The sequence below is a fragment of the Silvimonas terrae genome, assembly GCF_014202765.1.
Taxonomy (GTDB): Bacteria; Pseudomonadota; Gammaproteobacteria; order Burkholderiales; family Chitinibacteraceae; genus Silvimonas; species Silvimonas terrae.
This window is the reverse complement of sequence record NZ_JACHHN010000003.1, coordinates 46,747-69,530: the sequence shown is the minus strand read 5'-3', so window position 1 is coordinate 69,530 and position 22,784 is coordinate 46,747. Positions and strand designations below refer to the sequence as shown.

Below are 22,784 nucleotides of genomic sequence, written 5' to 3'. Positions count from 1 at the left end.
GCGTTGGCGACACCATCAAGCAGTATGCGAGGGGTCGTCCATGAAACTTTACGAAACCAGCGAACCGCTGACCGAGTCTTTCCGGCGCAGTGAGGAGGGGGTTGAAGAGGAGATGCAAGGCGCAATCCACAGCCGTAGCAGGGCTACGGCGAGGATTTGCAACGCGGCAGATCGCTTCAAACACCTTCTCAACGCCCGGAAGGAAGAAGGTCGGCGGTTCCCCAGGTTGTTCAGGCAGTTGGCAGGCTGCCTGACCGCCGTTTCGGTACTCACAGGGCTCTATGCGCCCACCGCTGACGCGGTGACGCTAGCGCCCTCGGAGCGCCAGAAAATCAATCTCGGTGAAACACCGTGGAAATACATCAAGGACCAGGATCCAGCCACGGCCATGCAGCCGGGGTTTGATGATTCTTCCTGGTTGTCCGTCGGGATTCCGTATTCCGCCAACCAGCTGGATACCTTCATCAACACCGAATCCGGTGGCGGGGAAGGGGATCTGGACGGCACCAAAAACTGGTACCGCAAGCATTTCACGCTGGATGCCTCCAACAGCAGCCGCAAGGTGCTGGTGGAGTTTGAAGGCGCGCATACCGGCGCCCAGGTGTACGTGAATGGCACGTTCATTCCCGGCACCAGCGCCATCAATCCGCAAGCGACACACGTGGTCGGGTTTATCCCCTTCATGGTGGATATCACTCCCTATGTGAAGTTTGACGGGTCGGACAACATGCTGGCAGTGAAGGTAGCCAAGGGCGATACGTTCTTCGAATCGCCCGGGTTCTCGCAAGCGTTCCGTTTTGGTCAGTCTGATGCAGGTCTGTTCCGGCCGGTGTACATGTACATCACGGATAAAGTCCACATTCCGCTGAACGTGTATGCCGGCCAGAACACCTGGGGTACGTATGTCTCGACGGTGAGTGCAACCACGGCCCAGGCCACCATTGATGTACAGACCAACGTACTCAACGAAGGCACAACGGCGCAGCCGGTGACGCTGACCACGCAGATTGTCGATGCAACCGGCAACGTGGTCGCCAGTGCGCAAGCACAGAAGACCATCAGCCCCAATGGCACCGGTGCACTGCAGCCGACCTTGTTCGACCAGACCTTGACGGTGAACAACCCCACGCTCTGGTATCCGAACAACAGCCCGTATGGCAAACCGTACATGTACAAGGTGTTCCACACTGTCAGTATCAATGGCGTGGTGGTGGACTCGGTACAAAGCCCGCTGGGTATCCGCACGATCACCTGGGATAAAGACCTGCCCAGCATCAACGGACACCGCATGTTCCTGTGGGGTGGCTCTGGCCGCTACGACTACCCGGCTTTGGGGACGTCCGTCCCGGAAGAACAGCAATGGCGGGATCTGCAGCAATTGGCGCAAGCCGGCGGCAACTTGTGGCGGCCAGGTCATTCGACCTCCAGCCCCGAGTTTGTCGATGCTGCGGATAACCTGGGTATCTTCATCATCCAGCCGTCTGGCGATGGCGAAAACGGTTTTGCCAATGCCTGCACCACACCACCGTGTGACATGCAGACGCTCAAGACCGAACTGCATCGCGACATGATCGTGCGTGACCGCAGCCACCCGTCCATTTTGGCGTGGGAGGCTGACAACGGCGCCACGGACACCACCTTTGCCCAAAGCCTGAAAGCGCTCTCCCGTATTTGGGACCCAATCAACACCCGCGCGCAGTCTGACCGTACGCCCAACCCGGCCAATGGCGACATTCTGGGTTGCACGATGGAAGGGTGTGAAGTCCTGACCAAGCAAACCTATCCGGGCAGCCCGGCGTGGGGTGCGGAATACTGGGGGGCCGGTACGGCGCGTCAAGCCTGGGACTACGAACTGGCCTTTGCCGCACCGTTCCTGGATAACTGGCGCAAGGGCGTGGCCATTAACGCCTTCGGGATGGCGCAGTGGTATTTTGCGGATTCTCCGGGGGAAAGCAGCACCTATGTGGAAGGCACCACCGGGCCTGGCGTACGCTCGCTGGGCGCGTCCATGGTGGACATGAACCGCTTCCCCAAACTGTTGTACTACGTGTATCAGGCTGCATGGACGCCGTACTCCATCAAGCCGGTCGTCAAACTGGCGCACCACTGGAACCGCTCCGGCAATATCCAGGTGAACGCCTTCAGTAACTGTCCGTCCGTGCGCTTGCTGATCAATGGCACGCCGCAGGGTTCGGATCAGGTACCCAATCCGTGGAATTCGGATTCCAGCGCCAACCTGACCCAAAGCACCACCAAGATGCCGTTCCAGGTGTCGTGGAACGTGAACTGGGCAGCCGGTACAGTGACGGCCGAGTGTCTGGATCAGTACGGCAATGTACAAGCCACCGACTCCAAAACCACCGCCGGTGCAGAAAGCCGCATCTTGCTGACTGTGGTGCCGGAATTGACCAAGCCGGATGGCACCAGCTTTGCGGTGACCGCCAATGGTTCTGATGCCGCGTTCGTCGTGGCGCAAGTGGTGGATGCCCAAGGCAACCTGGTGCCGACCGCAGCTGACAATATCAACTTTACTGTCAGCGGCCCGGCGACCTACATGGGCGGTTCCGAGCAATATGTCACGGCGGGCCAGCCGCTGACGTATCACTCGCCGGGTGATCCGCAACTGCAAGCCGAAGGCGGCATGACCAAGATTGCATTGCGCTCGCAATTTACCTCGGGCTCAGTGACGGTCACGGCCACGGCACCAGGGCTGCAAAGCGGCAACGTGAGCTTTACCATCCAGCCGGTTACTCACGCCACCCCGCCGGCCAGCGCACCGTCCATCATTGCGCAACCGGTGTCGACCTCGGTCACGTCCGGTCAGCCTGCGCTGTTCTCGGTGACGGCTTCCGGTGCATCTCCGCTGACGTTCCAGTGGTACAAGAACGGCACGGCGATTTCCGGCGCCAATGCGGCCAGTTACACCACACCGGCTACCGGTTCGGGTGATAACAACGCCAGCTACACGGTAACCGTGACTAACAGTCTGGGTAACGTCACCTCGACTGCGGCCACCGTGACGGTGGTCGCGGCGGCTGCACCGGTCATCCAGACCGCGCCGGTAGCGCAGAACGTGGACGCCGGCCAGACTGCCATCTTCAGCGTGGCCGCAACTGGTTCGCCCACCCTGCAATACCAGTGGTTGAAGAATGGTGCGCCGATCAACGGAGCAATCAACACCAGCTACACCACCCCGGTGCTGACCACGGCCAATAATGGCGAGATGTATTCGGTGACGGTCACCAACCCGGTCAACACGGTGACCTCGCCGGCCGTGAGCCTGACCGTGAACGCCGCCCGCGTACCGGCCATTACCACGCAGCCCAACAACATCACCGGTATTCCGGGCCAGCCGGTCACGTTTACCGTGGCGGTGTCGGGTTCGTCGCCGTTCCACTATCAATGGCAAAAGAATGGCACCAACGTGGGTACCGATTCGGCCACTTTCACCATCCCGACTGTGCAGAACACCGACGCGGGTAATTACACGGTGACGGTGACCAACGTGGCCGGCTCGGTGACCAGCAATGTCGCCACGCTGACCATGGCCCCGCCGGGCGTGAATCTGGCACTGGGCAAGACCGCCACGGCCAGCAGCTATGAAAACCAGCAAGGCAACCCGGCTTCCAACGTGGTGGATGGCAATACCACCACCAAGTGGGGCTCGGCCTTTGTTGATCCGTCCTGGATTGAAATTGATCTGGGTACGGCTACTGCGTTCAACCGCATCATCCTGCGCTGGGAAGCCGCTTATGCCGTGGCCTACCAGATCCAGGTATCCAACGACAACGCCAACTGGACGACGGTTTACACCCAGACGGCCGGTGTCGGTGGCAACGAAGACTTCAGCTTCCCGACCGCCCGCGCCCGTTATGTGCGCATGTATGGCACGCAGCGCGGCACGCAGTACGGGTATTCGCTCTATGAGTTTGAAGTCTATAACGTGGCCAATTGTGGCGATGCCAACGAGCGTTACACCATCGTTGATACCGCCAACGTGCATGACAACCAGACCGGCCTGACCTGGCGCCGTGCTCAATACACCTACACCACTCAGGGTGCGCAGTTCACCCAGTCTGTGGCTGCCGGTTATTGCGCCAGCCAGAACATGCGCCTGCCGACCAAGGATGAAGCGCTTGCCATCAGCGGCGCCAATGCCTCGTCTTGCGCGTTCCCGTCACCGTGGAATACCTGGACGTCGACCAACCAGGACAGTACTTATTCGTACTGGGTATCGTCGGCCGGTAATGCCAGTGTGGCCGTTGCCAACAACTTCCCGGGCTGGGCGCTGTGCACTTCCGGGACATCTGCCCCGGCACCGACCATCACCACGCAACCGGCTAGCCAGAGTGTGAATGTTGGCCAGACCGCAACATTCAGCGTTGTGGCCAACGGTAGCGGCACGCTGAGCTATCAGTGGATGAAGAACGGTTCTGCGGTGGCAACCACCACGACCGGCTCTTACACCACACCGGTCACCACTGCGGCAGATAACGGCGCCGTGTTCTCGGTGGTGATTACCAGCTCGCAAGGCGGCAGCGTGACCAGCGCCAATGCCACGCTCACCGTCAACGGGGGCTCCAGTGGCGGCGGTACAACCATCAATCTGGCGTTGAACAAGCCGGCTACCGCCAGCGGCTATGAAAACCAGACGGTGGAACCGGCGTCGGCCGCGTTTGATGGCAGCACTACTACCCGTTGGTCCTCGGCCTTTGTTGATCCGGGCTGGATTGCGGTTGATCTGGGCTCGGCCAAAACCTTTGACCACGTGATCCTGCGCTGGGAAACCGCCTACGCGACGGCTTACCAGATACAGGTGTCCAACGACAACACCAACTGGACCACCGTGTATACCCAGTCTGCGGGTGTGGGTGGCGTGGAGGACTTCCGCTTTACCGCTGCAACGGCCCGTTACGTGCGCATGTATGGCACCGCGCGCGCTACGCAATATGGTTACTCGCTGTGGGAATTCGAGATCTACTCGACCGCCGCGCCGACCATTACCACGCAACCGGCCAACCAGAGCGTCAGTACCGGCCAGACCGCCAGCTTCAGTGTGGCAGCCACGGGTAGCAATCTGAGCTACCAGTGGCAGAAGAACGGTGCGGCCATCTCCGGCGCAACCAGTGCCAGCTATACCACGCCGGCCACCACGGCGGCTGACAACGGCGCGGTGTTCACCGTGGTGGTGTCTGATGCCAACGGCAACAGCCTGACCAGCAGTGCGGCCACGCTGACCGTAGGTTCGGGTTCTGGCGGTACGGGCGGCACCGGGGGTACGGGAGGGACCGGCAATACCGGTACCAACCTGGCACTGGGCAAAACGGCCACCATCAGCAGCAATGAAAACCCGGCGTTCTCGCAAGCGGCCTATGTGACCGATGGCGATCTCACCACGCGCTGGTCTTCCGCTTCTGCTGATCCGCAGTGGGTGCAGATTGATCTGGGCTCGACCCAGAGCATTGGCCGCGTGATCCTGTATTGGGAAGCGGCTTACGGCAAGGCGTACCAGATCCAGGTATCCAATGATGCCCAGAACTGGACCACGGCTTATAACCAGGCCAACGGCCAGGGCGGCACGGAAGATATCTCGTTCCCGACCGTGACCGGGCGTTATATCCGCATGTATGGCACGCAACGCGGCACGCAGTATGGTTACTCGCTGTATGAGTTCCAGGTGTTTGCAGCGCAGGCCGCAGGCGGCAATACGCCTAACGTCAGCACCCAACCGGCCAGCCTGGCGGTGAAGGTAGGCGCGACCGCGCTGTTCTCGGTCACCGCAACCGGCACCGCGCCGCTGACTTACCAGTGGTACAAAAACGGCGCAGTGATTACCGGTGCCACGGCGGCCAGCTACACCACGCCCGCCACGGTAGCGGCAGACAATGGCGCAACGTTTGACGTGGTGATCAGCAACGGCAGTGGCAAGGTGACTTCGCTCAATGCTGTGCTGACGGTAAACAGTGCCACCGGGGCGGCAACTGCCGCAGCGGCGACGCTCTCTGCCAGCCCGGCAAGCACCACACCGTCGTACACCGTGTATCCGGGTTTTGTGGGGATCGATCTGCAAAACAACACTCGTGGCGCTTATGCCGATAACCAGATCTACGTCGCCGTTATCGGGCGTGATCCGGCCACCGGCCAGTTTGCCTGGGTTAGCCCGGATGGCACCATCACCGACGCCAAAGTGGCGGATAACAATGGCGCCAACCACCTGAGCAAAAACGGCCAGAACTACTCGAACTACTTCTTCACCCTGGCGCAAGCCAAGTTGCTGAAGCTGCCCAAGATGGATTCGGGCCGGGTGTTCGTGTCTTTGGGTGGGCCGATGTACATCACCATCTTGTCTGACGTGAACGGGAACATCGGTTTTGCCGGGCCCAACCCGCTGAACCCGACGGACCCCAACATCAACGTCAATTACGACTGGTACGAGTTCACCTACAACGACACCGGCCTGTGGATCAACACCACGCAAGTCGATGAGTTTGGTATCCCGTTGATGGTGGATGTGTGGGGCGCCAACGCCACCTTCCACATGCAAACGGGTACGGGTGAACCAGTGGCCGCCATTTACAACGAGTTTGTGAATGAAACCCCGGCCGCCTTCCACCTGACTGCACCTGCCTTGCCGCGCATTCTGGCACCAGGCAAGAGCACGTTTGATGTGGGCCAGGCCAACGCCAACTACTTTGATGCGTACGTGAACCAGATCTGGAACCAGTACACCACCAGCACCCTGACCATTGATATGTGGGGCGGCAGCCGTCGCTTTGCCGGTCAGGTGCAAGGCAACACCATGGTGTTCACTGAGGTCAATCTGAACAACGGCGCGTATGTAGGCGGCACGTATAACGTCAGCAAACCCACCACCCAGGACATCCTGGAAGGCAAGGGCACGCTGGCGACCGGCAACAGCACTGAACTGGCGCTGGAGGCGCAAATCTGCGCCGCCTTCAACCGCCACATCATGGAAGACGTGAGCAAGTGGTCGACGCCGTCTGCGTGGTATTTGACTGCACCGGCCAACTACTACGCGCAGTTCTGGCACAACCACAGCGTCGGCGGCCTGGCTTATGGCTTTGCCTACGACGACGTGTCCAACCAGAGCTCCACCATCATGTCACCGACACCGGAACATGCCGCGTTTGGCATTTACTGGTAAGGGCCGGATTGACGGTAACGCTGGCTAGCCAGCAACAAAAGCCCCCGCGCAATGCGGGGGTTTTTCTTTTGGGGCATGTACAGGAACCGCCCGTAGCCCGGATGGAGGCGAAGCCGGGAATCCGGGGCCGCGGCATTGGTCATGGCAGAGGGTGTGATTTGGGTTTTTGCCAGCAACGCCACCCCGGATTCTCGCTGCGCTTCATCCGGGCTACGGTGTTGGTCAGTGCCAGATTGGTGGTCACGCCGGCACCCCCCCGCGCAAAGCGGGGGTTTTTCTTTGGAGATGGGCTTAGCCGGCGGGTGTTGTCAGCAGTTCCTGATGGAGCCGGGTGAGGTCCACATTCATCAGATAATGCGGAATGTTGAACCAGATTTCATGAAACCCGTAATGACCGTTGCGGAGTTCATCCAGCGCCCGCTCCCGGCTCCAGCCTTGTTCTGTCATGCGGTACATGGCGGTCACAATGCCGGTCCGGTCCGCACCATGGTGACAATGAATCAGCACCGGCCCCTCTTTTTGTGCCGCTCTGATGGCCTGCAAGGCCGCCACAATTTCCGGATCGCCAATATGCCAGGTATCCATGGGCACCCGTACCCGCTTTACCCCGGGAAAATCCAGATGGGCGTCATCGTGATTCGCCCGAAAGCTGATAATCGTACGAATCCCCAAAGACTGGATTAGCTTGGCATCTTCAGGTTCTGGCTGCGCGCTGCGGTAAAGCAGCGACGTAACCCGGTATAGATTGCGTGCCGGAAAAACCGGCACTGCCCATGCCGGGTTTCTGGAAGCGTCAGCCTGAGATACCGAAGGCATGATTTGAAGCTCACCATAAGCCGCACCGACTGCGATCAACGCCGCAAAACACGCGGCCCATACCAACTTTTTTTTATTTTTCATGCGTTTTATGACCACAGCACGACAGCGCGAAGAGCGTCACCGCAATGATTGAAGAGGTCCAGTAATCCACCGGTGCCGGGCCAAGCCAGTGAATGTGCCACGGTATAAACGCAGAACTGAACCGGGCCAGACCAAACGCAGGGTTGCAAATGAACCAGATAAAATCTTCCGCCACCCAGAAGAGCATGATGCAGGCAATCACCCGCGCCTCTGCCCGCCATGAGAAACGGCCGGCAAACACCAGCGGAAAATGGAACAACAGCGCCATACACGGGAACAGCCAGGCGTGATACCCGGTCATGGGGCGGCCACCCCAGAACAGATCCAGCCAGGGCGAATGGGCAATGCGCCAGGTCGGCAACGCGGCCGCCCAACCTGCCGCTCCTTCAATCTGGATTTCCACCTGGGCAAAGAAAAAGGCCAGCAGTAAAACCCAGCCCAGGGTCAGCAAGGCGCGCCACCCACCCGGGGGAAACGGTGTGCTCGGCGCTGGCGGTAGCACCAGGGCTTGAGGTTCTTCGCTGCGGGTGGGTGCCAGATCAGCAAGCACCGTGCGTAACACGCTCTGCGCTGCATGCGGGCGGCCAATCCGTAAAGCGTTATCGCGCATGGTTTGCAGCTGTTGCGGCTGAGACAGCAACTGTTCTACCCGCCAGACCAGCGCCGTTGTATCAATGGCTTTGACCGCAGCGCCTTGCTCCAGCAGATAGTCTGCGTTGTGGTCTTCCTGGCCGGGAATGGGGCTATTGAGGATCATGGGCAAACCCATTGCCAGGCACTCAGAGGTGGTCAGCCCACCCGGTTTGGTGATCACAAAGCTGGCGCACGCCATGATCTGATCAACCCGATCGGTAAACCCGATCGGGAAAAGCCGCTGCGGGTAGTGCGCCACCAGTGCCTGCAACGCCTTGAGTGCAGACTCGTTCCGGCCCGCCATCACCACAAGCTGAAAATCAGCCTTGATCCGCAGCAAGGCGCTGGCCACTTCATCCAGTTGGCCCAGCCCCGCGCCACCGCCCATCAACACAATCACCGGCCGGGCAGGATCAAACCCAAGGTCTTGTGCTGCCGCGCCCGCATCAGGCTTTTGGGCAAAGGCCGGCATGATGGGGATCCCCGTCGGATTGACGCTGGGTTGCTCCGGCAGAAAGGTGCGGACGCGCTGGGCAATTTCTGCATTGCCCGTAAAGTAGCCCCGCATGTGCGGAATCACCCACATACGGTGCAAATCAAAATCGGTCACCTGCACCCACACCGGCAAATCAGTCCGCCCCCGGTTGATTTCATGCATCAGCAATTCGGCCGGCAAGAAATGGGTGCAGATCACCGCATCCGGCCCAAAATCGGTAATGGCCTGCAACAGCGGGCGGGTATTCAATCGCTCGCTGGCACGCCGCAACTGTTGGGTGAACGCACCGGGGTCCGTGTCTGATGAAATGCGGTACAACAAACCCCAGGTGGTCGGGCTGATATTCACCAGCTTGATATACCAGTCGGTGTACACCTTGCGAAACGTGGGCGTCACATAGTCCATTGCATCCAGATGCAGTGTTTCTACATCCGGAAAATGAAGCTGGGCCGTGCGATGCAGCGCTTCCGCTGCGCGCATGTGACCCGCCCCCGCAGAAACGCTGAGTAAAAGGATTTTCTTCTTGGTCATGGAGTGCAAACCGGCGAAATGGAAATGTGGGCCGCCATGGGGTGTAACCTGGCAAGGCACAAGACGGTGCCCCACGCGTGGCGGCATGTCGATCAGTTCAGTCCGAAGTTTGCTGCCTGACGCCTGGCGGTTGTGCGAAGCAGCGGCGCGCTCTTGCTGGCAACAAAAAACCCCGGCAATGAAGGGGGCTTTTGGCGGTACCACACCGGGAGCCCGGATGAAGGCCGCAGGCCGGGAATCCGGGGTGACGCTGTTGGCCAGGGCGCCGTATTGGGTTCTTGCTAACGTGGCAACCCCGGATTCTCGCTTTGCTTCATCCGGGCTACGAATTTGGCAATGCTTCAGTGACCCAGATGCACACCCAGCTTCGCGCAATCCGCCTCGCTCAATCCCAGGTTGTAGCGGGTATGTTCCAGCGCGTTGGTCAGCGCGGCGCTGGCTTTGTCCTGTTCATCCAGCGAGGCCCCCAAATGCAGTCGGTACGCTTTGCCTTCGGCCGCGCCGATGGCGTCGTGGGTGGCCAGGTCGTCATCGAGCAGGGCAGAGAACACCGGGTCTTTGGCGTTGGGGATGGCTTTGAGCGCTTGCGCGGCCACGTAATAGACGTTGCAGGACTGGCGGGCGCGTTCTTCATCGCTGCCGCCGGGGGCGCCGCCCAGCAAGGCGGTGGCCTTGTTCAGCTTGGCGGTGGCCAGTTCAATCTGTGCCAGCGCAGGGGCGTCGGCGGCGTGTGCCACGGTCATTAGCGTGGGCAGGATGAGGGCAAACAGGGTGAGGGCGGTTTTGATGGTCTTCATGGGCAAACGGGGCGGGAGTGTGGTTTTCCGGCAAATGGGCCCGGATAAACGGCTCCGGACGGCTGTGTGGGCTTGTTGAAGTGATCGCAACCGGCTACAAGAAAAAGAGGTTCCCTTTGTACTTCAAGGGTTTGGCTTCTTTCATTGATCTGCTGCCTAAAGATTGGGCAACGGGCCGGTAGCGGGCTGGCTCTTGATGATGGCCAGTTCCATGATCGAATCCACAAACAGGGTCAGGATGGTTTCGGCTTCATCCACATTCATGTCGTTGGGGCTGGATAGCATAAAGAGCTTCACGCCCTCGACAAGGCTCATGAAACCCATGGCCATGACTGCGGGCGAGGTGGGTGGCGTGGCGCCGGCCAACTGGTAGAAGTGGGCAATGATGCTGGCGACCTGGCCGCGTTTTTCCACAAGGATGGCCGAGAGCTGGCTCTGGAACGCGGTGTCGCGCGCGGCCAGCATGCGTGCTTCGGTCCAGTTCATGAAACACACGTTGTCGCGATACATGCGGGCGTACATCTCGCGGATGCGCTGGCGCAGTTCTTCTGGCGGCAGGGGCTGGCCCATGAGCGCCGACATTTCATCAACGGCTTTCTGGTGATCCGCGCGAAGAAGTTCGATAAACAAATCATTCTTGCTTTCGAAATTGGAATAAAACGCACCGCGCGTATAACCGGCGGCCTCCGTAATGTCCTCAACACTGGCGGCAGCAAGCCCCTTGCTGGCAATGACTTGTTGCGCGGACTCCAGCAGGCGCTGGCGCGTCTGGTCGCGGCTTTCTTCTCGGGTGAGGCGTTTACGGGTCATGGGGCGATGTTATCACACGGTCAAAACAGGCTGACAGGCGCGACAGCCCGCTGTGGCAAAGCGTTGTCGCTGCCTGGAGTATTGCAGCCGTCACAAGAAATTCAAGAATTCGATATTGTATTCAGATACAACTGTGTATTAGGATGCAATGACAAATGAGTAGATGAAGTACCGACCCGATTTCAGGAGTGGCAGTGACCATGACGCACCCGTTGTCCCCCATGTTGTTGCTGGCCGCTGCCAGTTTGCTGGCTGGCTGCAAAGACGCCACGCCCCCGCCTGCGCCGCTGGCCGTGGTGGTGGCAGGCCCGGTCCATGCGCAAACCGCACCCGACAGTGATAGCGCGCTCCATTACCCGGTTGAAGTGGCCGCCCGGTACAGCAATGTGATGTCGTTCCGGATTGATGGGCAGATTGTCAGCCGCACCGTGCGGCTGGGCGACAGCGTGCATCAAGGCCAGGTGGTGGCCCGGCAAGACCCGGTCGACGCGCAAAAGCAGGTGGCCAGCGCGCAGGCGCAACTGGAAGGTGCCGAGCACAAACTGGTGTTTGCCAAACAGCAACTGGATCGGGATCACGCCCAGGCCAAACGCAACCTGATTGCCACCAATCAACTGGAACAGACCCAGGACAACTTCACCGCCGCCCAGGCCGCGCGGGATCAGGCGGCGGCACAATTGAAGCTGGCGCAGAACAATCTGCAATACACCTCGCTCACCGCCGATCATGATGGCGTGATCACCAGTGAAAACGCGCAGACCGGTGAGGTCGTCAAAGCCGGCCAGGCGGTGTATGGCCTGGCGTGGAATGGCGATACGGATATCAATCTGGACGCCGCCGAGCGTGATCTGGGCAAAATGGCGGTCGGCCAGGCTGCATCGGTCACCTTTGCCGCGCTGCCAGACAAACACTACGACGCCAAAGTGCGAGAGATCTCCCCCGCCGCAGACCCGCAAAGCCGTACCTACCGGGTCAAACTTACCTTGTTGCACCCTGGGCCGGAAGTGCGCCTGGGCATGACGGGCGACGCCATGCTGCAACCTGTGGGTAGCAAGAGCGCGGCGGTTGCGCGTATTCCGGATGCCACTTTCCGCCTGCCGGCTACGGCCATCTTCCATCAGGGTAAAGACCCGGCGGTGTGGGTGGTCAAGCCAGGCAATACGCTGGAATTGCGCCCGGTCAGCGTGGTGGATTACGGTGAGCGTACCGCCACTGTGGCCACGGGTTTGAAAGACGGCGAGCAAATTGTGCTGGCCGGGGTACACACGGTATTTGCCGGCGAGAAAGTCAAACCGGTCAAACCCCTGTTTGATGGTGAGGGCGACAACAGTCAGGCCAGCCAGCCTGCCGCCGTATCGGCGGAGGCGCTCCAATGAGTGAGCAGCAACCGGATCAGCACGCGCCGCAAGCGCCTGCCGAACACCCGCACGAAGAGCCACCCATCACACCGGCAGAGGCTAGTCACCGTTTCAATCTTTCTGCCTGGACACTGCATCACCAGCCGCTGGTGATCTTTCTGCTGGCCCTGATCACGCTGTTTGGCGTGCTCAGTTACGGCAAACTGGCGCAGTCAGAAGACCCGCCGTTTACCTTCAAGGTGATGGTCATCCAGACCAACTGGCCGGGCGCCACCGCACGCCAGATGCAAGAAGAAGTCACCGACCGCATTGTGCGCAAGCTGCAAGAAACGCCCAATGTGGATTTCATGAGCAGCTACTCGCGGCCGGGTACCTCCATGATCTTCTTCAATATCAAGGATTCCGCACCCGCCAAAGACGTGCCGGATACCTGGTATCAGGTGCGCAAAAAAGTCGGGGATATTGGTTATACGCTGCCGCCGGGCGTGCAGGGCCCGTTCTTCAATGACGAGTTTGGCGACGTCTACACCAATATCTACGCCTTGCAGGGCGATGGTTTCAGCTTTGCCCAGATGCACGATTACGCCGAGCGTCTGCGCTCAGAACTGTTGCGCGTGCATGGTGTGGCCAAGGTGGATTTTATTGCCGACCAGGAACAGCGCATTTACGTGGAAATCTCCAACACGCAAATGGCCAAGCTGGGCCTGACGCCGCAACAGATTGCCGATGCCGTCAACGCACAAAACGCGGTGGCTGCTGCCGGTACATTCTTCACGGCGGATGACCGCGTGTTTGTGCGCCCCAGCGGGCAATACAAAGATGTTGAAACCCTGGCCGATACGCTGATCCGCGTGAACAACCGCACCATTCGCCTGGGCGACATTGCCACCATCAAGCGCGATTACACCGATCCGCCTGCGCAATACATGCGCTTTAACCAGCAAAACGCGCTGGGCATTGGCGTGACCATGCAATCGACCGGCGACGTGATTGCGCTGGGCAAGGCGCTGGATGGCGAGATGAGCCACCTGCAGGCACAACTGCCAGCCGGGCTAAAGCTGGTGGAAGTCTCCAGCATGCCGCACGCGGTGTCGCACTCGATTGATGACTTTGTCGAGGCTGTGGCCGAGGCGATCGGCATTGTGCTGGTGGTCAGTCTGATCAGTCTGGGCTTGCGCACCGGCATGGTGGTGGTGATCTCGATCCCGCTGGTGCTGGCCGCCACGGCGCTGGGCATGCACATGTTCGGCATTGGCCTGCACAAGGTCTCGCTGGGCACGCTGATCCTGGCCTTGGGCTTGCTGGTAGACGACGCCATCATTGCCGTGGAGATGATGGCGGTGAAGCTGGAACAAGGTTACGACCGCCTGCGCGCGGCTGCGTTTGCCTACAGCAGCACGGCGTTTCCGATGCTGACCGGTACGCTGGTCACCGTCTCTGGTTTCTTGCCGATTGCGCTGGCAGAGTCGGCCACCGGCGAATACACGCGCTCCATCTTTGAGGTCTCCGCCATTGCGCTCATTCTCTCGTGGCTGGCCGCGGTGATTGTGATTCCGCTGCTGGGCTACCGGATTCTGTCAGAGCACCCGACCCGCCGTGCGTTTGGTCATCATGAAGACGGCCCACAGGCAGAACACCACGACATCTACGACACGCGCTTTTACCGCAAGCTGCGCCATGTGATTGGCTGGTGTGTGAAGCAGCGTGTCATCGTGTTGGTGATTACGGTGGTGATGTTCATTGCCGCCATGGCGGCGTTCACCCTGGTGCCGCAGCAGTTTTTCCCCAGCTCAGACCGCACCGAGTTGCTGGTCGATCTGCGACTGCCGGAAGGCGCGTCGTTTGCGGCCTCGCTGCGCGAGGCGCAACGGCTGGAAAGCATCATTGCCAAGCGGCCAGAGATCGACCATTACGTCGATTTTGTCGGGGCCGGCGCACCGCGTTTTTATCTGCCGCTGGATCAACAGCTTGATTCGCCCAATTTCTCGCAATTTGTGATCACCGCCAAATCCATCGAAGACCGCGAGAAACTGGCGCATGACCTGACCGACATTCTGCATAACCAGTTTGCTGCCGTGCGTACCCGCATCAGCCGGCTGGAAAACGGCCCGCCGATTGGCTTTCCGGTGCAGTTCCGCGTCACCGGTCCGGAAATCGGCACGGTACGCCAGTACGCGGAGAAAGTGGCGCAGATCATGCGGGCCAATCCGGATACCACCAATGTCCAGTTTGACTGGGATGAACCGGGCGAGCGCTCGGTGCACTTTGAAGTGGATCAGACCAAGGCGCGCGCGCTCAATGTCTCGTCGCAGGACATTGCCAACTATCTGCAAATGTCCCTGTCGGGCTACACCGTGACGCAGTTCCGGGAACGCGACAAACTGATTGCGGTCGATCTGCGTGCGCCGGAACGAGACCGGGTAGACCCATCCCGCATTGAGCGTCTGGCCATGCCGACGCAAGAGGGCACCGCCGTACCACTGGCCGCGCTGGGGCATTTTAGCTACGGCGTGGAATATGGCGTGGTGTGGGAGCGTGACCGCCAGCCCAATATCACTGTGCAATCCGACGTGCAGCACGGCGCGCAGGGTATTGATGTCACCAATGCCATCGACCCAAGGCTCGACAGCCTGCGTCAGCAATTGCCGATTGGTTATCGCATCGAGATCGGCGGTGCGGTGGAAGAAAATGGCAAGGCGCAAGGCTCCATCAACGTGCAGATGCCGGTGCTGGTGATTGCTGTGCTGGTGTTGCTGATGGTGCAACTGCAAAGCTTCAGCCGCGTGTTGCTGGTGGTATTGACTGCGCCGCTGGGGCTGATAGGCGTGGTCATCGCCTTGCTGCTGTTCCACATGCCGTTTGGCTTTGTGGCGATGCTGGGCACCATTGCCATGTTCGGCATCATCATGCGCAACTCGGTGATTCTGGTGGATCAGATTGAGCAAGACATCAAGAGCGGCCATCAGCGGCTGGATGCCATTATCGGTGCCACAGTGCGACGCTTTCGCCCCATTACGCTGACCGCTGCGGCCGCCGTGCTGGCGCTGATTCCGCTGCTGCGTTCCAACTTCTTTGGCCCCATGGCCACGGCGCTGATGGGCGGTATTACCGTCGCCACGGTGCTGACCCTGTTCTATCTGCCCGCGCTATATGCCTTGTGGTTCCGCGTTAAACGCACGGAAACGGCAGAGAAGGACGCATCATGATCCGTTCAACCCAACTCATGACCCGAACCCTGAAACCGCTGGCCCTGACCAGTCTGACCGTCCTTTTGACTGCGTGTGGTGCCTTTGGCCCGGAGCGCAATCCTCCCGCCATGGCGCAACCGGCGCACTATGCCATTGCCTCGCAACCCGCCGCCTTCGATGCGGACGGTACGGCGCAAACACTGGACGTGGGCGCGGCACCGGTGCCGCAATGGTGGACCGCCTATCACTGCCCTGAACTGAACGCGCTGGTGGAAGAGGGCTTGAACAACAGTCCGTCGCTCAAGTCTGCCCAGCGCACCTTGCAGGCCGCACGGGATGGCTTGCGCTCGCAGATTGGCGAATCGTTGTTTCCGAGCGTGGATGTCGGCTTTGCACCGGCCCGTCAGCGCGGGCTGGGCTTGCCTGGGCTAAGCCAGGAAACCTTCCTCTACAATGTGTTTGAAGCGCAGGTACAGGCGTCATATACGTTTGATTTCTTTGGGGCTTCGGTGCTCGCCGACCGCGCGCTGGCCGAGCAGGTGGACCAGCAGGCATTCCAGTTTGCGGCCACGCGCCGGGGGCTGGCGACCAATATCGTCGTCGCCACCATCAACGTGTCGGCTCTGCAAGAACAATTGAACTACACCACGCAAATGGTCGCCCTGGGTGAAGAGCGCGCACAGCAAATGAAAGATCGCTACGAACTGGGTAGCGCCGCCCATGACGATGCGCTGGCCGCTGAACAAGACGCCGCCAACACCGCCGCCACACTGCCGCCGCTGCGCATGCAGTTGCTGGCAGCGCGCCATGCCCAGGCCGTGTTGTTGGGCCGCGCCCCGGATCAGGCCCCGCCGGTGTTGCCACTGGAGAAATTCACCCTGCCGCACAATGTGCCGGTGGCGATCCCGAGTGACCTGATCCATCAACGCCCGGACATCCTGGCGGCCGAGGCGGCGGTACGTGCCACGGCCGATGAAGCGGGCGCGGCCACGGCGTCGATGTTCCCGGAACTGACCTTGTCGGCCAACTATGGTCGGGGCGGGTTCGACTGGACCACGTTCAGCTCGCCCGCCGGCTTGATCTGGGGCATTGGTGCGCGGCTAACGCAACCGATCTTCCACGGCGGCGCGCTGGTGGCCCGCAAGCATCAATACGAAAACGCCCACGAAGCCGCTGTGGCCGAATACCAGCAAACGGTATTGTCGGCATTCCAGAGCGTGGCCAACACGCTGGTTTCGCTGGAAGAAGACGCCAATACGCTCAAACAGACCGTGCGCGCTGAAACCGCGACGGCCGATATGGCCAGCGACACCCAGGCGCGTTACCGCCTTGGGGCGACACCGTACTACGCGACGCTGACGGCGGGCCAGCAGATGTACCTGGCACGGATCCAGTCCAGCCGTGCCCGTGCGGCGCGGCTGAACGACACGGCGGCGTTGTTTGATGCCATGGGAGACCCGCCGGTGAAGATGGAACCGCATGGGTTGTTTGGGATACGGATGCCGGAGCCTTATGTGGCGTCGGGGGTGACGGTGGCGAAGTGAAGGCGGTGTGGCCACCGCCGGTGGTCCTCGTTCGCAGGTGTAGGGTGGATTCGGAGCGTTAGCGACAATCCACCATTGCTGTGTTTGCGTGTTAGCGCCTGACGGCGCGGTTGTTTTTGATGCCGGCAGTGGCCGGAGCACGTTACTTTTCTTTGCTTTGCCAGCCTCGGCGGCCCCAAGAAAAGTAACCAAAAGAAAGGCGACCCTGCGACAGCGCCCACTTCGTGGGTTCCCTGCGCTTCTCGTGAGGGCCGGCTGGCTCCAGGGAACTCGCTACGCTCAAACACCCTTACGCCGAAACCCCGGCCCTCCCTGCGATGCTCGGCGCTGTCGGAGGGGAGGCAGGTCAAAAGCAACGGCAACATCAAATGCCAAAGCCAAAGCCAAAGCCAAAGCCAAAGCCAAAGCCAAAGCCAAAGCCAAAGCAACCCAACCCCGCAAACCGTCTGCTCGCAAGAGTGATTTACCTTGCTCACCACTTCGTCATTCCCGCGGAAGCGGGAATCCAGCCCGCAGCCCAACGGGCTGCCTGCGGTGGACGGTCACCATGACTCTGAACTCACCCGGGAGGAATGCAAGCATCGTAGCTGGATTCCGGCGCAAGGGGGCCGCCGAGGACCGGAATGACGACTCAGTGGAATGCATGCTGAATTTGCCGTTGCCGTTGCCGTTGAAGTTGAAGTTGAAGTTGGTGTTGGGGTTGCTTTTGATTTTCTTTCCCCGTCAAAGCCAAGCGCCGAAGAAGCGGAGGGAGACCTTAGGCTCCCGACCGACTGAGGGAAGCCCGGAGGGCCGCCACCCCGCTGCAACTGTCATCTGGAGCGCCAGTGTCTTTGTGGGGGTACCCACCAAGGGGGCAGGCTGGGGTCGCCTTTCTTTGGTTACTTTCTTTGGGGCCGCCGAGGTGGCGAAGCAAAGAAAGTGACGTGCTCCGGCCACCGCCGGTATCAAAATGTCTTTCACACCGCGCCGAAGGCGCTAAGCCATGGGTTCAACGACTTTCAAAAGCCCGGCACCCCGTCACGGTGCCACAAACATCCTCGTCTCCCCCACCCGCACAAACTCCGCCCCCGCTGGCGAATCCAGCAGATTCACAATCGAATCATCCACATTCAACACCGCCCCCAAGGTCACGTAAGAGACATTCGCCGGGCTGTCCATGTAGTCCTCGGATTCATCACCGGCCGTCATGCACCAGCCGCTGTCTTCTTTGCTCTCGGCCTCTTCACGGTACAAAAAGCCCACCGGGCGGCCCAGTTTCAGTACCTGATTGGAGACCAGGCAGTACGTCTGATACTGCGCCAGCGGGTTAGGTGTGGTGTCGTTCTCAATGCGCAGAATGTGACCGTGGGCGAAGGCGACAGAATCACCGCTGTTGATGCCCGCATCGGCAATCGGGTTATCGAAGACGCCACCAAACTGGCCCGCGCCAGAGACCAGTTTAATGGTCACGGCGGCTGGCAGCGGCTGGCTGGCGCCGGCCAGTTTCACGCCCAGTTGCACGCGCTGGCCCGGAGCCAGGGCTTTGAGGGCGACTTCAGACGGGGCGTTGAAAGTGTAGGGGAATTGCGCGGCGACGGCGGCGGCGCCATCCAGAGACCAGTTGGCCATGTCGGATCATCCGTTTTGCTGTGAATGGGCCAGATGATACGGTGCATGGCAAACAGACAAAAGCCCGGACTGTCGATGCCGCCGGGCTTTGTTGGGTGGCGTGTCGCGGTTTACTGCGGCGGATCGCGAAAACGGGTGTTGCGCACGGCCCCGACAATACCAAGGCCAATGGCAATAACCAGCCCGGCCAACAGCCAGTGGTCGGGTACGTGGGCCAGGTGGGCGGCGTAAGCCAGGCCGGCAATGGCAATGACCACGCCGATCAGATAAAGCGCAAAAGAAGACATGCGGCCTCCGGTTTCGGGCTTTTGGAGTGACCAGTGTGCCCACGCGCGGGAGGGCGTGCCATCGGCGGAGCAGGGCGCGTGTTGTCGGATATGGCTGACGCCAGCCATGAAAAAACCCCGCGGCCAGGCCAGCGGGGTTTTGGTCTGTTGCCGCAATGCGGCAATCAGCGCAATCAGGCAGCGAAGCGTTGGGAGACAACGTCCCAGTTCACCAGCTTCCAGAAACCACCCAGGTAGTTCGGGCGGCTGTTGCGGTAATCGATGTAGTAGGCGTGTTCCCAGACATCACAGGTCAGCAGGGCAACATCAGCGGTGGTCAGCGGGGTGGCGGCGTTGGAGGTGTTCACCAGATCAACGGAACCGTCGGCCTTCTTCACCAGCCAGGTCCAGCCGGAACCGAAGTTACCAGCGGCGGAAGCATTGAAGGCTTCCTTGAACTTGTCAAAAGAACCCCACTTGGCATCAATGGCGGCAGCCAGAGCACCCGTCGGAGCGCGGTCAGCACCGGCAGCGTTCGGGGTGAAGCCCAGCCAGAAGAACGTGTGGTTCCAGATTTGCGCCGCGTTGTTGAACAGGCCGCCGGCCGGAGCCTTCTTGACGGTGTCTTCCAGGCTGGCGTTTTCGAACTCGGTACCCTTGATCAGGTTGTTCAGGTTCGTGATGTAGGTCTGATGATGCTTGCCGTAGTGGTATTCCAGGGTCTCTTTGGACATGTACGGGGCAAGAGCGTCGAGTGCGTACGGCAGTTCAGGCAGTTGATGCGCCATGGGATTCTCCTCGGTTTGGCTGGGGATGCGGACCCGGTTGATATGCCATTGCGGCAGCCGGTACCCACACCGTTAAAACTGGACAAACGTGATCTGTGGAAACGCGATCTTATAACAAGTTGGGTGACAGCCAGATGTTTTCAAGTATCAGATTGCTGTTTGCAGGCTGACATGGCCGCCACGTTTGGGCGTCATCGGCGGGTGTGGTATCTTTGCGGGCCGAAGTACCGTGAGTTGCGCGTACTGTCTATCCTGTCATCATACGAAAAATCCGGAGCGATACCGTACGAGACGGGCTGATCTACCGGTCCGCCCCCGTCTGACAGTGTGTGTTCCGCTGGATGGAGCCAAGAACCTGTTCATGGTCTTTGCACGCCCGGCGGATTCATGACTCAAGCGGTGCGCTACGGCGTTGCAAGCCGCTTGTGGCGCCCTTGTGGTGCCCCGCTTTCGGGGTACCAGTACCACGGCGCGACTTGCGCCTTGTCCGGCACGCGCTTGTGTCATGAACGCTGGCGCGCAAAGATTATGAATAGGTTCTTATGACTTTTCTGGCATTGATTCTTGCGCTGGCGCTTGAGCAGTTGCGCCCCATTAGCAGCCGCAACCCTGCGTATCTGGCCTTTATCCGCATGGCCAATAATCTGGAACGCAGCCTGGATGCGGGTGAATTCCGTAATGGCGTCTATGGCTGGTTGCTGGCCATGATTCCGCCATTGGCGGTGGCGTTGATTGTTTACTTTGTGCTGGCCCATCACAGCAAGCCGCTGGCGGTGGCCTGGACCGTGGCCATGCTGTATTTCACCATGGGCTTTCGTCAGTTCAGTCACGCGTTTTCCGGGATATCCCGCGCCTTGCAGGCCGGCGAGACCGATGTCGCACGCCTGTTGCTGGCCGACTGGACAGGTCAACACACCTCTGAAATGAACGAAGACGAAATCTCCCGCGTCGCCATCGAACAAGGTCTGGTTGATTCTTACCGTTACGTGTTTGGCACAGTGTTCTGGTTTGTGGTGCTGGGCTGGTTTGCCGGCCCGGCTGGTGCGGTGCTCTATCGCACTTCCAGCTTGCTGGCGCAAAAATGGGGCGCGTTTGATAACCCCAATGCGTTCGGCCGTTTTGCCCGCTGGGTGCAGGATTTGCTCGATTACATCCCGGTGCGCCTGACCGCCGTGAGCTTTGCCATCATGGGCGACTTTCAGGATGCGGTGGATTGCTGGAGCGCCCAGGCGCGCACTTGGGCGGATTACACCAGCGGTATCTTGCTGTCTGCCGGCGCGGGGGCCATCGGCATCAAGCTGGGTGACGTGCTGCACCAGGATCACACCGTCAAGTTCCGCCCGGAACTGGGCCTGGGTGATGCCGCCAATCCGGATTACCTGGCCAGCGCGGTCGGCCTGATCTGGCGCTCTGTGCTGCTATGGCTGGCCGTGATCCTGATGCTGAGCCTGGCTGGCTGGGTCGGTGGTTGAGCCCGGAGCATCTTGATCCGCATCATTTGTCATCCAGAACTGTCAAAGTCCCGTTAGTCTGAGTGGAGCTGGGCCGTGCCGCAAATCCAGATCGCTGATCAAATCCTGAACGTGGCCAACCTGTTTTGTGTTGGCCGCAATTTTGCCGCGCACGCGGCGGAAATGGGCTCCTCCATCGGTGAGGAACCCATGGTATTCCTCAAGCCCACTTCGGCCATTTTGCCGGCGGGCGAGCCGATTCCCTTACCGTCCTGGTCGCGCGAAATCCATCACGAAACCGAACTTGTGGTGGCGATCGGCAAGGGCGGCCGCAATATCGATCCGGCCCATGCCATGGCGCATGTTGCCGGCTACGCGCTGGGGCTGGATCTGACCGCGCGGGACGTTCAGGCAGAAGCCAAGAAAAAAGGCCAACCCTGGACTCTCGCCAAAGGGTATTACGGCGCAGCCGTACTGACCGGTTTTGTGCCGGTGACGGCCATTGCCGACCCGGCCCAACTGACTTTTACCCTGCACATTGACGGCGAACTGCGTCAGCATGCCGATACCCGCAATATGGTGTTCAACATCCCCACACTGATTGCGTGGATTTCTTCCCGGTTTGGTCTGACCGAAGGAGACTTGATCTACACCGGAACGCCGGAAGGTGTTGGCCCGATCCAGGCGGGTGAAACACTGCAGCTGGTCTTGCCGGGCCTGATTGACCAGTCTTTTGTGGTGGCCAAATGAAACTGGTGCGTACCAGCGCCGATGATCTGACCGCTCTGCAGGCCTGCTTTTTTGCCTCGGTGTCTGTGCTGGCTGCCGCCGATTACACGCCGGAACAACGCCGGGCGTGGGTTGATCTGGCGCTCAATAATGCCGAAGACTGGCGGCAGAAACTGGCCACGCAATTTGGCTGGAAAGCCGTAGAAAACGAGACGGTGCTCGGTTTTATCCTGTTGGTGCCGCAAGACAATCTGGTCGATTGGTTGTACGTTGCGCCCGCTGCGGCCAACAACGGCGTTGCCACACAACTCCTGCGCGAACTGGAACGCACCGCGCGCAATCTGGGAATGTCGCAACTGGAAACGCATGCCAGCGTCACGGCGCAGCGCTTCTTTGCCCGTCGGGGCTATGAAGTGGTGGAACAGCAGGTGGTTGAGGCTGGGGGAAGTCACTTGCCTCGCGCCTTGATGCGCAAGTCATTGCAGTAACCCTGATTTAACCTGGTCGCCGCGCGCCT

The 22,784-nt window shown here is 60.1% G+C and carries 14 protein-coding genes; 7 read left to right on the top strand and 7 right to left on the bottom strand.

The window, feature by feature from the left end:
• The first annotated feature begins 40 nt into the window (after window positions 1–40).
• A complete protein-coding gene (locus HNQ50_RS07590) occupies window positions 41–7,165 on the top strand; it encodes a beta-1,3-glucanase family protein (protein WP_221303066.1) in 7,125 nt (2,374 codons plus the stop codon).
• 291 nt (window positions 7,166–7,456) lie between these two features.
• On the opposite strand, the gene HNQ50_RS07585 is transcribed toward HNQ50_RS07590, so the two are convergent.
• The 4 genes from HNQ50_RS07585 to HNQ50_RS07565 form a co-directional block, all read right to left on the bottom strand.
• Window positions 7,457–7,981: a dual specificity protein phosphatase family protein gene (locus HNQ50_RS07585; protein ID WP_221303065.1), complete on the bottom strand. Its 525-nt coding sequence runs from the start codon at window positions 7,979–7,981 to the stop codon at window positions 7,457–7,459.
• 73 nt (window positions 7,982–8,054) lie between these two features.
• Window positions 8,055–9,725, bottom strand: coding sequence for an MGDG synthase family glycosyltransferase (locus HNQ50_RS07575; RefSeq protein WP_221303064.1), 1,671 nt, complete (start codon window positions 9,723–9,725; stop codon window positions 8,055–8,057).
• A gap of 341 nt (window positions 9,726–10,066) precedes the next feature.
• Window positions 10,067–10,522 (bottom strand): hypothetical protein, encoded by a 456-nt coding sequence (locus HNQ50_RS07570; RefSeq protein WP_184099253.1) that lies wholly within the window; start codon window positions 10,520–10,522, stop codon window positions 10,067–10,069.
• 156 nt (window positions 10,523–10,678) lie between these two features.
• The gene (locus tag HNQ50_RS07565; protein WP_184099251.1) at window positions 10,679–11,332 is read right to left on the bottom strand and encodes a TetR/AcrR family transcriptional regulator; all 654 of its coding nucleotides are present in this window, start codon (window positions 11,330–11,332) and stop codon (window positions 10,679–10,681) included.
• Window positions 11,333–11,532: 200 nt separating this feature from the next.
• Between HNQ50_RS07565 and HNQ50_RS07560 the strand changes: the two genes are divergently transcribed.
• The 3 genes from HNQ50_RS07560 to HNQ50_RS07550 are packed head-to-tail and all read left to right on the top strand — an operon-like array spanning window position 11,533 to window position 17,422.
• The gene (locus tag HNQ50_RS07560; RefSeq protein ID WP_221303063.1) at window positions 11,533–12,708 is read left to right on the top strand and encodes an efflux RND transporter periplasmic adaptor subunit; all 1,176 of its coding nucleotides are present in this window, start codon (window positions 11,533–11,535) and stop codon (window positions 12,706–12,708) included.
• Window positions 12,705–15,896 (top strand): efflux RND transporter permease subunit, encoded by a 3,192-nt coding sequence (locus HNQ50_RS07555; protein WP_184099249.1) that lies wholly within the window; start codon window positions 12,705–12,707, stop codon window positions 15,894–15,896. Before HNQ50_RS07560 ends, HNQ50_RS07555 begins: the two co-directional genes overlap by 4 nt.
• Window positions 15,893–17,422 (top strand): efflux transporter outer membrane subunit, encoded by a 1,530-nt coding sequence (locus HNQ50_RS07550; protein ID WP_221303062.1) that lies wholly within the window; start codon window positions 15,893–15,895, stop codon window positions 17,420–17,422. Before HNQ50_RS07555 ends, HNQ50_RS07550 begins: the two co-directional genes overlap by 4 nt.
• Before the next feature lie 1,020 nt (window positions 17,423–18,442).
• Here the strand turns inward: HNQ50_RS07550 and HNQ50_RS07545 are convergent.
• The 3 genes from HNQ50_RS07545 to HNQ50_RS07535 all read right to left on the bottom strand — a co-directional run bounded on the left by HNQ50_RS07545 (window position 18,443) and on the right by HNQ50_RS07535 (window position 20,087).
• The gene (locus HNQ50_RS07545; protein ID WP_184099247.1) at window positions 18,443–19,033 is read right to left on the bottom strand and encodes a DUF2185 domain-containing protein; all 591 of its coding nucleotides are present in this window, start codon (window positions 19,031–19,033) and stop codon (window positions 18,443–18,445) included.
• A gap of 110 nt (window positions 19,034–19,143) precedes the next feature.
• Entirely contained in the window at window positions 19,144–19,320 is a 177-nt protein-coding gene (locus HNQ50_RS07540; protein WP_184099245.1) for a hypothetical protein, read from the bottom strand.
• A gap of 173 nt (window positions 19,321–19,493) precedes the next feature.
• Entirely contained in the window at window positions 19,494–20,087 is a 594-nt protein-coding gene (locus HNQ50_RS07535) for a superoxide dismutase (protein ID WP_184099243.1), read from the bottom strand.
• Window positions 20,088–20,629: 542 nt separating this feature from the next.
• Here HNQ50_RS07535 and HNQ50_RS07530 point away from each other — a divergent pair.
• From HNQ50_RS07530 to HNQ50_RS07520, 3 genes are all read left to right on the top strand, one after another.
• A complete protein-coding gene (locus HNQ50_RS07530; RefSeq protein WP_184099241.1) occupies window positions 20,630–21,559 on the top strand; it encodes a CobD/CbiB family protein in 930 nt (309 codons plus the stop codon).
• A 75-nt stretch (window positions 21,560–21,634) separates the two neighbouring features.
• Entirely contained in the window at window positions 21,635–22,288 is a 654-nt protein-coding gene (locus HNQ50_RS07525; protein ID WP_184099239.1) for a fumarylacetoacetate hydrolase family protein, read from the top strand.
• Window positions 22,285–22,755, top strand: coding sequence for a GNAT family N-acetyltransferase (locus tag HNQ50_RS07520; protein WP_184099237.1), 471 nt, complete (start codon window positions 22,285–22,287; stop codon window positions 22,753–22,755). The genes HNQ50_RS07525 and HNQ50_RS07520 overlap by 4 nt, the downstream gene beginning before the upstream one ends.
• The last annotated feature ends 29 nt before the right edge of the window (window positions 22,756–22,784 follow it).

Bases quoted from the DNA above. Each gene is read 5' to 3' on its own strand.
- HNQ50_RS07555 (WP_184099249.1), top strand. From the start codon at position 12,705: ATGAGTGAGCAGCAACCGGATCAGCACGCGCCGCAAGCGCCTGCCGAA.
- HNQ50_RS07535 (WP_184099243.1), bottom strand. From the start codon at position 20,087: ATGGCGCATCAACTGCCTGAACTGCCGTACGCACTCGACGCTCTTGCC.
- HNQ50_RS07530 (WP_184099241.1), top strand. From the start codon at position 20,630: ATGACTTTTCTGGCATTGATTCTTGCGCTGGCGCTTGAGCAGTTGCGC.
- HNQ50_RS07565 (WP_184099251.1), bottom strand. From the start codon at position 11,332: ATGACCCGTAAACGCCTCACCCGAGAAGAAAGCCGCGACCAGACGCGC.
- HNQ50_RS07570 (WP_184099253.1), bottom strand. From the start codon at position 10,522: ATGAAGACCATCAAAACCGCCCTCACCCTGTTTGCCCTCATCCTGCCC.
- HNQ50_RS07520 (WP_184099237.1), top strand. From the start codon at position 22,285: ATGAAACTGGTGCGTACCAGCGCCGATGATCTGACCGCTCTGCAGGCC.
- HNQ50_RS07590 (WP_221303066.1), top strand. From the start codon at position 41: ATGAAACTTTACGAAACCAGCGAACCGCTGACCGAGTCTTTCCGGCGC.
- HNQ50_RS07550 (WP_221303062.1), top strand. From the start codon at position 15,893: ATGATCCGTTCAACCCAACTCATGACCCGAACCCTGAAACCGCTGGCC.
- HNQ50_RS07585 (WP_221303065.1), bottom strand. From the start codon at position 7,981: ATGCCTTCGGTATCTCAGGCTGACGCTTCCAGAAACCCGGCATGGGCA.
- HNQ50_RS07560 (WP_221303063.1), top strand. From the start codon at position 11,533: ATGACGCACCCGTTGTCCCCCATGTTGTTGCTGGCCGCTGCCAGTTTG.
- HNQ50_RS07545 (WP_184099247.1), bottom strand. From the start codon at position 19,033: ATGGCCAACTGGTCTCTGGATGGCGCCGCCGCCGTCGCCGCGCAATTC.
- HNQ50_RS07575 (WP_221303064.1), bottom strand. From the start codon at position 9,725: ATGACCAAGAAGAAAATCCTTTTACTCAGCGTTTCTGCGGGGGCGGGT.
- HNQ50_RS07540 (WP_184099245.1), bottom strand. From the start codon at position 19,320: ATGTCTTCTTTTGCGCTTTATCTGATCGGCGTGGTCATTGCCATTGCC.